This is a genomic window from Psychrobacter nivimaris (assembly GCF_904846365.1).
Taxonomy (GTDB): Bacteria; Pseudomonadota; Gammaproteobacteria; order Pseudomonadales; family Moraxellaceae; genus Psychrobacter; species Psychrobacter nivimaris_B.
In genome coordinates, this window is record NZ_CAJHAL010000013.1 from 12,806 (window position 1) to 26,475 (window position 13,670).

The 13,670-nt window shown below is 43.0% G+C and carries 14 protein-coding genes; 4 read left to right on the forward strand and 10 right to left on the reverse strand.

Annotation, left to right across the window (positions count from 1 at the left end; genetic code table 11):
- Positions 1-69: 69 nt before the first annotated feature.
- Entirely contained in the window at positions 70-819 is a 750-nt protein-coding gene (locus tag JMX63_RS06965) for a YebC/PmpR family DNA-binding transcriptional regulator (protein WP_102091781.1), read from the reverse strand.
- Between the two features lie 317 nt (positions 820-1,136).
- Between JMX63_RS06965 and JMX63_RS06970 the strand changes: the two genes are divergently transcribed.
- On the forward strand, positions 1,137-1,967 hold the full coding sequence (locus JMX63_RS06970; RefSeq protein WP_057760421.1) for an ion transporter: 831 nt from the start codon (positions 1,137-1,139) through the stop codon (positions 1,965-1,967).
- 33 nt (positions 1,968-2,000) lie between these two features.
- Here JMX63_RS06970 and JMX63_RS06975 read toward each other — a convergent pair whose 3' ends face one another.
- Both JMX63_RS06975 and aroQ read right to left on the reverse strand, forming a co-directional pair.
- Positions 2,001-3,302: an ABC1 kinase family protein gene (locus JMX63_RS06975; RefSeq protein WP_102091782.1), complete on the reverse strand. Its 1,302-nt coding sequence runs from the start codon at positions 3,300-3,302 to the stop codon at positions 2,001-2,003.
- A gap of 123 nt (positions 3,303-3,425) precedes the next feature.
- Positions 3,426-3,962, reverse strand: coding sequence for a type II 3-dehydroquinate dehydratase (aroQ, locus tag JMX63_RS06980; RefSeq protein WP_201571741.1), 537 nt, complete (start codon positions 3,960-3,962; stop codon positions 3,426-3,428).
- Positions 3,963-4,408: 446 nt separating this feature from the next.
- Here aroQ and JMX63_RS06985 point away from each other — a divergent pair, with 446 nt between their 5' ends.
- Both JMX63_RS06985 and JMX63_RS06990 read left to right on the forward strand, forming a co-directional pair.
- The gene (locus tag JMX63_RS06985; protein ID WP_057760416.1) at positions 4,409-4,624 is read left to right on the forward strand and encodes a cold-shock protein; all 216 of its coding nucleotides are present in this window, start codon (positions 4,409-4,411) and stop codon (positions 4,622-4,624) included.
- A gap of 290 nt (positions 4,625-4,914) precedes the next feature.
- Complete coding sequence (locus JMX63_RS06990) at positions 4,915-6,069, forward strand: DEAD/DEAH box helicase (protein ID WP_102091784.1); 1,155 nt, start codon at positions 4,915-4,917, stop codon at positions 6,067-6,069.
- 107 nt (positions 6,070-6,176) lie between these two features.
- Here JMX63_RS06990 and JMX63_RS06995 read toward each other — a convergent pair whose 3' ends face one another.
- The 7 genes from JMX63_RS06995 to ilvA all read right to left on the reverse strand — a co-directional run bounded on the left by JMX63_RS06995 (position 6,177) and on the right by ilvA (position 12,604).
- Positions 6,177-7,064 (reverse strand): sulfite exporter TauE/SafE family protein, encoded by an 888-nt coding sequence (locus JMX63_RS06995; RefSeq protein ID WP_160022696.1) that lies wholly within the window; start codon positions 7,062-7,064, stop codon positions 6,177-6,179.
- Between the two features lie 98 nt (positions 7,065-7,162).
- Complete coding sequence (gene ccoS / locus JMX63_RS07000; protein WP_227673272.1) at positions 7,163-7,423, reverse strand: cbb3-type cytochrome oxidase assembly protein CcoS; 261 nt, start codon at positions 7,421-7,423, stop codon at positions 7,163-7,165.
- 115 nt (positions 7,424-7,538) lie between these two features.
- Entirely contained in the window at positions 7,539-8,267 is a 729-nt protein-coding gene (locus JMX63_RS07005; RefSeq protein WP_227673273.1) for a YdcF family protein, read from the reverse strand.
- 49 nt (positions 8,268-8,316) lie between these two features.
- Positions 8,317-9,357: a UDP-N-acetylmuramate dehydrogenase gene (murB, locus tag JMX63_RS07010; RefSeq protein WP_257020010.1), complete on the reverse strand. Its 1,041-nt coding sequence runs from the start codon at positions 9,355-9,357 to the stop codon at positions 8,317-8,319.
- Between the two features lie 315 nt (positions 9,358-9,672).
- Positions 9,673-10,170, reverse strand: a complete 498-nt coding sequence (locus JMX63_RS07015; protein WP_101205020.1) for a low molecular weight protein-tyrosine-phosphatase — start codon at positions 10,168-10,170, stop codon at positions 9,673-9,675.
- Positions 10,171-10,377: 207 nt separating this feature from the next.
- Complete coding sequence (locus tag JMX63_RS07020) at positions 10,378-10,806, reverse strand: RNA-binding S4 domain-containing protein (RefSeq protein WP_057760405.1); 429 nt, start codon at positions 10,804-10,806, stop codon at positions 10,378-10,380.
- 244 nt (positions 10,807-11,050) lie between these two features.
- The gene (gene ilvA / locus JMX63_RS07025; protein WP_101205019.1) at positions 11,051-12,604 is read right to left on the reverse strand and encodes a threonine ammonia-lyase, biosynthetic; all 1,554 of its coding nucleotides are present in this window, start codon (positions 12,602-12,604) and stop codon (positions 11,051-11,053) included.
- Between the two features lie 307 nt (positions 12,605-12,911).
- Here ilvA and rpiA point away from each other — a divergent pair, with 307 nt between their 5' ends.
- Positions 12,912-13,571: a ribose-5-phosphate isomerase RpiA gene (rpiA, locus tag JMX63_RS07030; protein ID WP_057760400.1), complete on the forward strand. Its 660-nt coding sequence runs from the start codon at positions 12,912-12,914 to the stop codon at positions 13,569-13,571.
- Positions 13,572-13,670 lie beyond the last annotated feature (99 nt).

Sequence of the window (13,670 nt, forward strand, 5' to 3'; positions counted from 1 at the left end):
GAGCTATCTTAATAAAAAAGGGCCAAATACTTTTAGTATCTGGCCCTTTTTACTGAACAATTAATAAGCTTATGCTTCAAGCTGAGCCATGACGTCAGCAGAGAAGTTCACGTTAGTATAAACTTCTTGCACATCATCAGCATCTTCTAGCATATCGATCATCTTCATGATCTTTTCAGCATCATCAACATTGTCGATCTCAGCCGTGGTAGATGGTGACATAGTGACTTCGGCGTTGTCAGAAATAAGACCAGCCGCATTAAGGGCATCTTGGACTTGACCGAAACTTTCCCATTCAGTAATAACGAGCAAGCTTTCGCCATCATTTTCGATATCAACGGCGCCCGCATCTAGTGCAACGAGCATCACTTCATCTTCTAAGCTGACATCGTTAAAAGTGATTTCGCCACGTTTAGTGAATAGATACGCCACTGAACCTGATGTGCCAAGATTACCATCATTCTTGGTAAAAGCATGACGTACTTCGCTGACCGTACGGTTAAGGTTATCAGTCATGGTTTCGACCAGTACAGCCACACCACCAACACCGTAGCCTTCGTAACTGACTTCTTCCATATTCTCATTATCGCCGCCGCCTGTACCACGGTCGACAGCACGATTGATCGTGTCGCGCGTCATATTGACGGATAGGGCTTTTTCGATAACGGCACGTAAGCGTGGGTTTTTGTCAGGATCGGGATCGCCTTGTTTGGCAGCTGAAACGATTTCGCGAATAATCTTGGTAAATATCTTACCCCTTACTGCATCCTGACGGGCTTTACGGTGTTTAATATTTGCCCATTTTGAATGGCCTGCCATATAACATCCTTAAGTTCTACGTACTATTTTTATGGGTAAAAAAAGTGATTAACAACAACCTTCGATCTCTGATTGCCTGATTTTATACTATCATTACTTTGTCTATTTGAGGTAGTAGCGCTACTGGCACGTTAACGATTTGTATGTTGTTGAGAGTGCTTTTTTGCTACACTGTGGCAACTTATAGATTGTATTCACTGTGATAGGTGAGCGATATTATAAACCAGTTTTAGCTATTTTGACCAACTTGCCCTTATCCATCACATTTTAAGTCATTGCGTGCTATCAAGCCATTGACTTTATAAAGTACTGATTCTATGAAGCAACCAACCGCCGAAGCTCTTACACACTTGCGTAACCGTACGCATATCATTATTGAAGGCACAGATACTCGTCTGGGCAAGCTCTTTGATATTGTATTGCTGATTGCAATTTTAGCCAGTGTGGCGGTCGTCATGCTTGATAGTGTGCTATATATGCGTTTGCAGTATGGCACGTTGTTCTTTTATGCAGAGTGGTTTTTTACTATTTTGTTTACTATTGAGTATGCGTTAAGGCTGTTTTCAGCACCCAACCGCTTACGCTATGCTTTTAGTTTCTTTGGAATAGTAGACTTACTGTCTGTATTGCCAAGTTATTTGAGCCTAATGTTTGTGGGTGTACAGTATCTACTCGTGATACGGGTATTACGTATTTTACGTGTGTTCCGCGTTCTTAAGCTCAAGGCCTATATGCAACAGGCTGGGTTCTTGGCGTCTGCATTAAAAACCAGTCAGCAGAAAATTACGGTTTTCTTCTTATCGCTTGTATTGTTAGTAACCATCTTCGGTTCAATTATTTACGTGGTAGAAGGGCCGGAAAATGGATTTACCAGTATTCCATTGTCTATCTACTGGGCAGTTGTCACGATGACAACGGTTGGCTACGGTGATATGTCACCCAAAACACCGCTCGGCCAAGCAATTGCAACCATGGTCATGATCACAGGTTACTCGATTATTGCGGTACCAACAGGTATTTTCACGTCAGAGTTAGCACGTAACATGCGTCCGCAGCTCAACCCGGTGACTTGTCCAAACTGTGGTAAATTCGGCCATGCAGTAGGGGCAGACTTTTGCGATCGTTGTGGACACGCGCTACATATCTAAAAATAGATTTAATCGTGAAAGTACATGAATATATTACGCATCGATGTATTCATCAACCAGTGGAGACAGGTCGATCTCGACGCCTAGATTGACCAGATTCCAGTATTGTCCTGATACAGTACGGTCTAGCATCATAGTGGTAGCTGAGGGTTGAAACTGACCAAAGTACTTTAAAGACGTACGCATCTGGGCAATGGCCTCGTGATGTACTTGGCTGCTGCCAAAATCAAATTCGCCTTCTTGATAGGGTCTAATGGATAAAGGCTTTAGACCAATCGATAGCCACTTTTCATAAAACTCACCAGGGATGTTTTTGTCATCTTCGCGGCGAATATCTAATGCAATCAGATCTTGTTCAAGTGCAGTGACGTCACCTTTTAGTGCATGTTTGACAAAGCGTTTAAATAGCTGCACTTCGCTATCACTATAACTGCGGATACCCCCAAAATCATATGCCACGACACTACCGTCATGACGGAACGCGAAGTTACCTGGATGAGGGTCACAGTGCATACGGTATAAGCCAAATAGCTGACCTGCGGTAAAGTGAAACAGACGCTCTGCTATTTTTTGTTTGATGTCATTGTCCCATGTCGCAGCGACAGTCAATGTTTCTCCCATCTCTTCGGTCAACGTTAAAATCCGTCTAGAAGAGTGGCTACTAATCACTTTGGGAATAATAAGGCCTTCATCTTCTGCATGAAAAGCGCCGAATACGCGTAAGTTATGAGCTTCTTTAACATAGTCTAATTCATCGTGCAGACTCTGGCGAATCTCATTAAAAAGCTGCTCTTGTAGTTGCTTACTCATATTGAGCACGCCAGCTATTTTTAATGCCATACGTACTTGTTTGAGATCGCTATCACAGTTTTCATCAACATCAGGATACTGGACTTTGACCACCACTTTTTGACCCGATGGCAACGTTGCTTTGTGCACTTGTCCAATGGATGCTGCGGCAAAAGGTGTCTCTTCAAACTCGCTAAACAACTCTAAGATCGGCGCTTTCAATTCACGTTCAACTTGAGCTTGTATTTGCGCATACGGCATTGGCGGCGCATCTTTCTGTAGCTTTTCGAGTGCTGACGCAACCTCAGGCGGGAATACATCCTTATATTGTGAAGCAATCTGTCCGACCTTCATCACTGCGCCTTTCATCTCACCCAACGTTTCGGCAATTTGAACGCCCACGTCTTGCATCAGATCTGAGCGAGCTTGCAGACGTTTTTCTTCGTCACTTGAGAGATGCTTAAATGAGTTTTTAGCGGCTTTGCCAGCAATACTCGCTGTCATGCCAGCGAGTTTCATAAAGCGTTTTCCGGACGATTTTGCCATTCATGTCACCGTATAATGGGTTGTCTACTCAGTCGTAATTCTATTATTTTAATTGCAGGATTACTGTTTGACTAATGTGTGAAAACGCGAGTAATCATTGATAAAAAAGTAAGCACAGTCATATCATTTGCTTGTGTCAACTGCATACATATTGCTCAACCAGTAATCAAGTGCCATTTGATAGCCTAATTGTCCCAAGCCGCAAATAACTCCGACCGCAACGTCACTTAGATGTGAATGATGACGGAAAGGCTCACGGGCATGAACATTGGATAAATGCACTTCTATAAATGGTTTTTGCGTGGCCAATAGCGCATCGCGCAGAGCCACTGAAGTATGCGTAAATGCAGCTGGATTGATGATGATAGCATCGACTTGAGCAGATTTGTCCGCCAATAATCCATGATGCTGGATGTCGTCTACTAGCTTACCTTCATGGTTGGACTGTATACATATTAACTCTACACCGTGGCGAGCGGCGCGCTTAACTAGTTGCTTTTCTATATCAGCAAGTGTCGTATGACCATAAATGTGCGGTTCTCGCTTGCCTAGCAAATTCAAATTTACGCCATTTACCAGTAGTAATTTATGAGTCAATATTTGATTTGAATTTTCGTTAGTCGATTGTTCGGCTGTTTTTGATGGAGTAGAAGAGGTCATAATGGTCTCGGTAACTATTGGGCGGTGTTAATAATTTATTATAATATAAGAATAATCTAAGGTGCGGGTCACCGGACTAAACCAGCTTCAACGCATTTTGCTCTTTATCATAACAGCTTGCCAGCTAGGTTATAAAAATTTGTCTAAAAAAATTATTTAGATATCAAAAAGCATATTAAAAGTCTTTATGTTGCTAAAAACCCGTGCTATGATATTTTTTACGCAATAAATATTGCAAGTTTGTTGCTATCATCAAATTTCATGACGATAAGCGCTTTTGGCGAATTCGTTATGGAAGCACTATGTAGGTAATTGAAGTACTACATAGACGATGGTAAGTAGAGTAGTAATACTCTTAATTTTTGATTTCATAATCTTAGACCCTGTTTATATGCAATGTCGCAAAGGAAGCTAGGGCTAAGCGGACTTTTTTAGGAAGTAATATTATGTCAGCTCGTGAGCAAGGTATCGTTAAGTGGTTTAATGACTCAAAAGGCTTTGGTTTCATTCAACGTGACAGCGGAGAAGATATTTTTGTCCATTTCCGCGCGATTCAGGGTGATGGCTATCGTTCTCTAAAGGATGGCGAAAAAGTTGAGTTCAGCGTAGTAGAAGGTGACAAAGGTCTGCAAGCTGAAGAAGTCAGAAAGATAGAAGAGTAATTTACTCAGACATTAAAGCGGTTTAGTTATAATGTCTGTACAAACTACTGATATACTACTGAGTCAAGCCCATCTTATCTTACCTATGTTGAGTGAACCGCAGCATATTTGGTAGGATTGGATTCGGGCTTGGCTTTTTTTATGCCTATATGTCTGATGGTAGTTGGCAGACTCGATAAGGCTACTCTTACTGATTACGGTTTAAATGCTCCATTTGACACTATAAAGGTTCATTGTGAGCATATTTATAATTAATAAAATACAAGCAATTCATTTAAAAGGATATTTTTTTGAGCAATTTTACAACGTTTACTGATTTGCCACTTTCAACAGCGACCCTGCGTGCAGTAAGTGATCTAGGCTTTACTGAATTGACGCCGATTCAAGCAAAGATACTACCGCATACATTGGCACATCAAGATGCTATTGGACAGGCACAAACGGGCACAGGGAAAACAGCAACTTTTCTACTGACTATTATGGAAGCCTTACTTAAGCGTCCATTTACCAATGACGAAGAGCGCTATCTCGGTGAGCCGCGCGCTGTGGTCATGGCGCCAACTCGCGAACTGGCTCAGCAAATATTTGATGACTGCATTGCATTAACCAAATATACTTCGCTACACAGTGTTTGTATTATGGGCGGTACTAACTATGAAACTCAGCAGCACGAGCTTGAACGTCAATACGTTGATATCTTGGTAGCGACGCCTGGTCGTCTAATTGATCTTGCTAACAAAGGCATGGTGTATCTAGATAGAGTAGAGGTATTGGTACTTGATGAAGCAGATCGCATGTTAGATATGGGATTCATTCCTGATATCAAGCGCCTAGTTGGTCGAATGCCTGCCAATACGGATCGTCAAAGCTTGCTGTTTTCTGCAACCTTTAACCAAGATGTGATGAATTTAGCCTATCGTTGGTTACATGAGCCTCAGTTTGTTGAAATTGAGCCTGAACACAAGACCAGCGAGTTAGTAGATCAGCATTTTTATTTGCTGACAGAAGATCAAAAACTGGACGCCTTGCAGCGTATTATCAGTGATGAAGCAGTAGAGAAAGTCATCGTCTTTGCCAATCGCAAAGATCAAGTAAAGCGTCTATATCACAAACTGCGTCAAGCGCATAATATCGTGATGCTCTCGGGCGATGTCATTCAGCAAAAACGTGAGAAATACTTACAGCGCTTTAAAGATGGTCACGCGTCTATCTTGGTGGCGACAGATGTAGCAGGGCGCGGTATCCATGTCGATGATATCAGTCATGTGGTTAACTTTACTTTGCCTGATCAGCCAGATGATTATGTGCATCGCATTGGACGTACGGGCCGTGCGGGCCAGACAGGTATTAGTATCAGCTTTGTGAGTGAGGATGATGCTTTTAATATACCGGCATTAGAGAAGCATTTAGAAACCAAGTTTACGCTTGAGCAATGGCAGGAATAATTGCTATAAACTGAGCATTATTCAAAAAATAAAAGCCCTCAATATCGAAAATGGTATTGAGGGCTTTTTTATATGCTAAGTGTTAATAGTATCTGTTACCGATAACTTTATTGAGCGTGTTCCATCATTTCAGTATGCTCATGGTGATTCATGTCCACTGATTCATCACTCATGTCATTCATACTATGATCCATATCCTGCATGTTGTGATCCATGTCTGCTGCCATATCCGTATCATGATTCATTTGGCTCATGTCGTGAGAGTCCATATCAGACATCATAGCAGTGTGGCTACCATGATTCATCTCACCATGGCCGCCATGCATATTTGCCATGACCATCGGCACGACTGCTACTGCCAACCCTGATATGACCATAACCGCACCATTTAACTGCCTTAAGCGAAAACGTCCGATCTTATCACGTAGCCAACCGACCGTTTCGTGCGTCGCAACCAACATCGGTATGGTTCCTAGACCAAAGACAAACATCAACGCAGCACCGCTTAATGGATTATGAGCAACGACCGCAATTAGTAGAGCGCCATATACCAAACCACAAGGCAAAAAGCCCCAAAGCAACCCTGCTGTTAATGCGCGCGGAAAAGTATTAAGTGGAAATACCTTTTGACGCAATGGGCTAAGATACTGCCAAAAGCGCATACCAAAACGTTCAAGCTTAGTCAAAAACGGCGCACCAAGCATCGTCACACCGACGAATACCAGTACCAATCCTAATAAAATACGCGGTGTACTATTACCCATCATCAATGGCTTTAATACGGTAATACCGATTAGCCCTGCAATTAAACCCAATAATGCGTAACTCGTTAAACGCCCAAAATGATACGTGGCCACCAAAGCACGACGTTTGGCGGGGCTGACATCTTTCATAGACAGACCAAATGCGGTCACAAGACCGCCACACATGCCTAAACAATGCGGTGAACCAAAGAATCCCATTAGTAATGCCGCCACAAGTAAAGCGATGGTCATGAATGCGTCTCCTAAGAATAGTAAAGGGCGAACTTGCTAATGCTGAATTATTTAATAAAACGGCACCAATAAATTACGCATTTATAAGGTAGATAAGATTAGATTTCTGAGTTTTTATCTATCTCAGAATGTTCGTTATTTCCATCAGTTACCGCTGTTTGATCTTTTTGCTGGGTAGGTGCTGAGCGTTCATGAGCCTGCATGGTTTGGCGGCGTTCTTGACGGTCATCCAATATAATACGCTGTGATGCATTGTCCAGATCTTCGAATTGATTTGACTTGACCGCATAACGCACCGCCCAAATAGCAACCACAAACAGCATGAGACTTAATGGAATTAATAAAAATATACTGAGCATGGCAAATCTCTTAAATAGCAGTGTCTCTTATTATTATACACCCATCACAAATGTAGTGGATGTTCGGTAGCATTTAGGATGAGTTTCTCAATGGTATCGTATATATCTTTAACGTTTATTCGTCAGAGTTTTTTGCAACACTGCCTCTTGGGGTCAATAGCTGCTGTGAAGTCACATCTTTGGCATGGCGGCAGTCCATCTGTGGACGTATCACATCGCGCAGGTAGGCTGCGACCTCATAGACAGCGCGCCTTGAGTGACTTAAATTGTACGCAGGCTTCATCCAGTCGCGTCTTACTGGCAGTGGCGCAGGAAGTGGTGTGCTATTGATACCGTTTAAGGCAAACTGTCTGCGTGCACGTGCCATATGATAGCTGTCAGTAATCAAATATACATGGCGTAGCGGAATGCGTTTGGCTGTAAAACGGGCGTTTTCACATGTATTCATGCTGGCATTTTCACTGATCAGTCCGTCGATACCGTGTTCCATCAACCATTGACCGAGCCATGGAGCTTCAGCACCACTCAGTACGATCGGTAGAGGTAAGTCATGGTAAGCGCGTGCAGCGGTACGGGCGCGATTGAGGCTATAACGATTCAAGATAATTTGGTTGTTGTGGTCGTTGGTCAGACCGCCGCCTAAGACTACATAGGCAGTAGGCGGTGAGCTCATGGCAGCAGAAGGCATATCAGGTAGTGGCAATAGAGAAAAGATATAAACGATTGCTTGCGAAAACAGCGGAGTAAATAGGCTAATAATCACTAAAATGACAGACGTGGAGCCTAGTATAAAAGTAATATTGATAATGCGAAAAAGCGTCACCATGCGTTCAGAAAACCGCAAGTAATATCGCCATAATCGTTTAGATAATAGCCGCTTAGACCATGATTTTTTAGGCCACATGCTCAGCATATCCAATTGAGCCATCAGCATTTACCCAGACTGGCTCACGTGACAATTGAATGGCAAATTTTTCATAGACAGTAGCAGCGATATGTTTCTGCGCTATGGCTACATCTTCTTGCGTGGCTTGCTGAGGCGTATGGTTGGTCAGTACTAGTGCTTGCTGCTTGTGTGTAAAAATAGGTGCAATGCCGCCGCCTTTTAACCCTGCTTGTTCAATGAGCCAACCTGCAGCAACTTTTATCGTTGCATCAGGCATCGCATAACCAACGATAGCTGGATAAGTTGTTTGCAGCGCTGTGAACTGCTCCTGAGCGATAATAGGGTTTTGAAAAAAACTGCCACAATTAGGTAGCTGTTTTGGGTCTGGCAGTTTTTGTTGTCTAATATCTATAATGGCTTGCATAACATCATGAGGCATCGCTTGCTCGCGCCCTTGTTGCTCCGCATAGCGCTGCGCCACAGTCTGTACATCGCCATAACTGGCTAGAATATTGGCAGGATCAGTATGTAATCTGAAACCCACACGACTAATAAGCCATGTGTTTGGTGTGCGTTTAAAGATACTGTCACGATAGCCAAATTGACAATCGGCAGCTGATAAATGGTGCCAAGTTTGTGTCGGCAAATGATAGGCGCGTACATACTGTAAGCGGTCTTCTAATTGTACGCCGTATGCACCGATATTTTGTATGGGTGCTGCGCCCGTCAGGCCCGGTATTAGTGCAAGGTTTTCCAATCCATACCAACCTTGATTGACCGTATGTACGACCAAATCATGCCAGTTCTCACCAGCCATTACCTCGATATCAACATAATTGTCGGTTTGATTGGTCAGATGAATACCACGCATCTTTGGCTGCAATACTATAGCCTTCAACGCGGCAGGCAATAAAACATTGCTACCGCCAGACAGTACAAACAGTGGTAGCTTGTCTGCTGTATCCTCTATATAAGCTGCCATAAAATCATCAAGCTGCGCTTCATTCTCTAATGTCACTACAGAGTCAGCAACACAAGCCAATGCCATAGTATTATCATGTGACAAATCGATTGAATCATTAACTACGGCAGTCGCTGAAACATTCGAAACATCAGAGCTGATGGTAGACTGAGTACTGTGGTCAAGGCGTGAAGCTTGGGTCATAACATAGCCTATGTGGCAAAAGGATAATAAATGATAAGGTAGTTATAGTTGTTTCAATTTAAAAGAGATACAAAGCAACTGAGTGCAGACGTAACTGTGATACTTCAAGCGAGGTTAACGCTGTAGCTCTTTTATAGAAGATTAACCTTATTATAGAGGATACCGGATGCAAGAGTAGCAGAAATATAGACGGTATGGCTAGCAGGCTTTCCAGCTTTCTATCCAAGCTTGGGCGCTTGATTCGATACGCTCGATCACTTCTTCGAAATCATCGTTATCGCCCTTATATGGATCTGGCACATCGCTACCGCAATAGGTAGGGTCTTCTTCACTGAACAGCGCTAGTGTTGCTAAATTATCTTCTGACTCTGCAATGCTGTCTTTAATAGCTTGTAGATCAGCTAGATTCTGTGAATCCATGGCTAAGATTAAATCAAAATCATGAAAATCACTGGTACTGACTTGACGAGCGACCAGCTTATTAATTTTATAGCCGTGTGACTTAGCATGACGTTGTGAGCGAGCATCAGGCGCACTGCCAACGTGCCAATCACTGGTGCCTGCTGAGTCTACTTTTATAGATAGTCCAGCAATCGCTGCTTGCTGACGAAAAACTTCTTCAGCAGTAGGGGAGCGGCAGATATTTCCCAAACATACCAATAATACAGACGAGGGAGTACAGGCTTTCATCAGCATAATATGACCTTCTATAACAAAAAAAACATGCTATAAGAGACCAGCATTGTTAATGCGGCTTTTATTAGCATGCAATCGATTGAATCAGCTGCTAGCGTAACGCTTAATGCTTGGAATGGCAAGGATAGAGACTAAACAATAGCGTCATTTAACAATGGAAATTTGGCCATATGATGCATGGCCAAAAGGTGAGATAGTGAAACGGTTTTAATCTTGATTACTTTTAAAACGCTGTAGATCGCGTCGCTCTTTTTTGTTGGGTTTGTTGTCAGGACGAGCAAGGTTGGCCAGTTTGCGCTGTTCGGCATAGTAAGCACGGCGCGTCTCGCTTTCTTTGGTCTCTGAATATAGTACCTCAGCGGCGGTCGCATTGCCACGCTGTGCAGATAGCGCCTCAACAACGACAGTCTTTTCAGTCATAGCGGTCGCTGAGCCTTGACGAATGGTTAGCTCATCTCCGACTGAAATCTCTTTACTGGTTTTTACCCGGCTACCAGCATAGTGCACGCGTCCACTTTCAATCGCTTGTTTGGCTAGGGTGCGTGTACGATAAAACCTAGCTGCCCAAAGCCATTTATCGAGACGGATTTTCACCAAACCTTGGTTATTATCATCAGCATTAGCATTTTTCTTCATAAGAGTCACTCTGCATTCGTTTTTATATTAAATCATAGTTTTATATAAATAATATTAGGGCAACTTTACTATTTGCAAATGTATTTTTGTGATTGTAGTGCTTAGGACGTGTTCCCAGTTCAAACGTTTATCACCATTTTTAAAATAGGGACATTCCCTAGTATCGGGTTATATGATGCAAAAAGCGGCTAATCATAAGAGAAGCCGCTTTTGTTATTCATCTTAGGAACATACTCTTAAGAGGTTATCTTAAAAACAACTGATAGCCAATGTTGTCATTGACCGTGGCACAGTCATAACCAATATCTAAAAGCGCGTCTTGTAGCTGACGAGAGTTACCTTCAGAGGCTTGCAGGCCAACCAGCACACGACCTTCAGCAGCACCATGGTTGCGGTAATGGAATAAAGTAATATTGAAGTCATCACCCAATTTTTCTAAGAACGTTAGCAATGCGCCTGGACGTTCTGGGAATACTACTTGTAGCAATTGTTCGTTTTCGACATGAGCATGACCACCAATCAAATGACGAATATGTGATTTGGCGATATCATCATCAGTCAGGTCGTGAGCAGTGTAGCCATCGTCTGACAATTGGTTACTGATGGTTTGACGCTCTTTTTCGCCTTCTTTTAAAGCGATACCTACGAAGATTGAGGCAGGCTCCATTGAGTCTGGTGACTTTTTGCTGTCAGCACGGTAGTTAAACTCTGTGATGTTACGGCCATGTAGACTGCGACAGAAGTTCAAAAAAGCGCCTGTTTGTTCAGGAATAGTAACCCCAAAGATGGCTTCTTTTTTCTCACCGATTTCGGTACGCTCAGCGATATAACGCAGGCGGTCAAAATTCATATTGGCACCGCAAATGATACCGACGCAGTTTTTATCTTGAATATTATTGGCTTCGATATATTTTTTCATACCAGCGACTGACAACGCGCCAGCAGGCTCAACGATACTGCGATTCTCTTCAAAGATATCTTTGACAGCCGCACACACTTCATCATTGGTACAAGTGATCACTTCAGGCTCAACGATAGGGCCTGAGTTATCGCTTTTTTGCGTACGGACGACATCAAAAGGCAATTCACCAATCTGCGCGACTGCCACCCCATCGACGAACAATCCTACTTGCTCAAGTTTGACACGTTCACCTGTTTCAAGTGCTGCTTTTAGACAAGCTGACTGCTCGGCTTCTACCGCAATCACTTTGACATGTGGTGCCACTTCACCTAAAAATGCGGCCACACCTGAAATCAGACCACCACCACCAACGGCAACGAATACATAGTCCATATTACGCCACTGCTGGGTCAGCTCAAGACCGATGGTACCTTGTCCTGCGATGACCAGTTCATCGTCATAAGGCGGAATAAAGGTCAGTCCTTCGCGTTCAGCGCGGTCAATCGCATAGCGGTTTGCTTGATCAAAACTATCACCGTGCAGATCTACATTGCCACCAAGTGCTCTTACCGCATCCACTTTGATGTCAGGAGTCGTGGTTGGCATAACGATGATGTTATTTAGTGATAATTTGCGTGCAGAGTAAGCCACGCCTTGCGCATGATTACCTGCTGAAGCACAAATCACGCCGCGTGCTTTTTGCTCATCGCTTAACTGACTGATACGGTTATAGGCACCGCGCAATTTAAATGATTTGACTGGTTGTAAGTCTTCACGCTTAAATCGAATGTCATTGGCAAAACGTTGGGTCAGCTTGGGTGCCGTTTCAAGTGGTGTTTGAATAGCAACGTCATAGACGGTGGCTTGTAAGATGGCTCGTACCCAGTGTGACAGCATAGTAATCCCTAAACAGAGTGAATATAAAAAGTATAAATGAATATAAAAACGAAATAGATTAGCCTATGCCGATTTTTAGTATCTTGCAAGACTCAATTGCAGTTTTCTTGGGATTTCGTACTTGAATTTACATGAAGTGCAGGTATTTGCCGAAGTTAAGTCTTAGTGTAGGCACGATAGGACTCACAAATTAGCGTCATGATGCGCTAACATCCGTTAATATCATCGGTTATAATAGCCGCGCATTTTATCTGTTTTAGCCTTTTACTGTTTTTAAGACCATACGTTTATTTTCCAAGGATTTATGATGAGTGATCAGCAAGCACAAAAGCAAGCCGCGGCCAAAGCTGCTCTAAGCTATATCGAAGACGATATGATACTTGGGGTAGGGACAGGTAGTACGGTCAACTGTTTGATTGAGTTGTTGCCACAATTGAAGCTTGCTGGCGCTGTCGCTAGCTCACAGGTGACAGAAGACAAACTTCGTGCGCTTGGTATCGAAATAGTCGATTTAAACTTTGCTGGTACATTGGATGTTTATATCGATGGTGCTGATGAAGTCAATGAGCACTTGCAACTTATCAAAGGCGGCGGCGGTGCATTGACTCGCGAAAAGATTGTGGCTGCAGCTTCAAATAAGTTCGTCTGTATGGTCGATGATAGCAAAAGCGTTGATATCTTAGGTCGCGCGTTTCCAGTACCGATTGAAGTATTGCCACAAGCACGCTCGTATGTGGCTCGCCAATTGGCCAAATTGGGCGGTGAACCCGTATACCGTGAAGACTTTGTCACTGATTATGGTAATGTCATTCTAGACACCTATGACTTGGATGTGAGTAATCCAATCGCGCTCGAAAAAGAGCTAAATAATATCGTCGGTGTGGTCTGTAATGGTATCTTTGCAGCAAACCAAGCAGACGTTCTGCTGAAAGCAGGTGCTAATGGTGTGACAACGCTCACGCGTTAATCTATGATCAAATCATTTGTATAAATAAAAAAGCCGTCCAGATCTGGACGGCTTTTTTATTTGAGAACTTATTTAGGAGTTTGTTAGCAAGTTATTGTA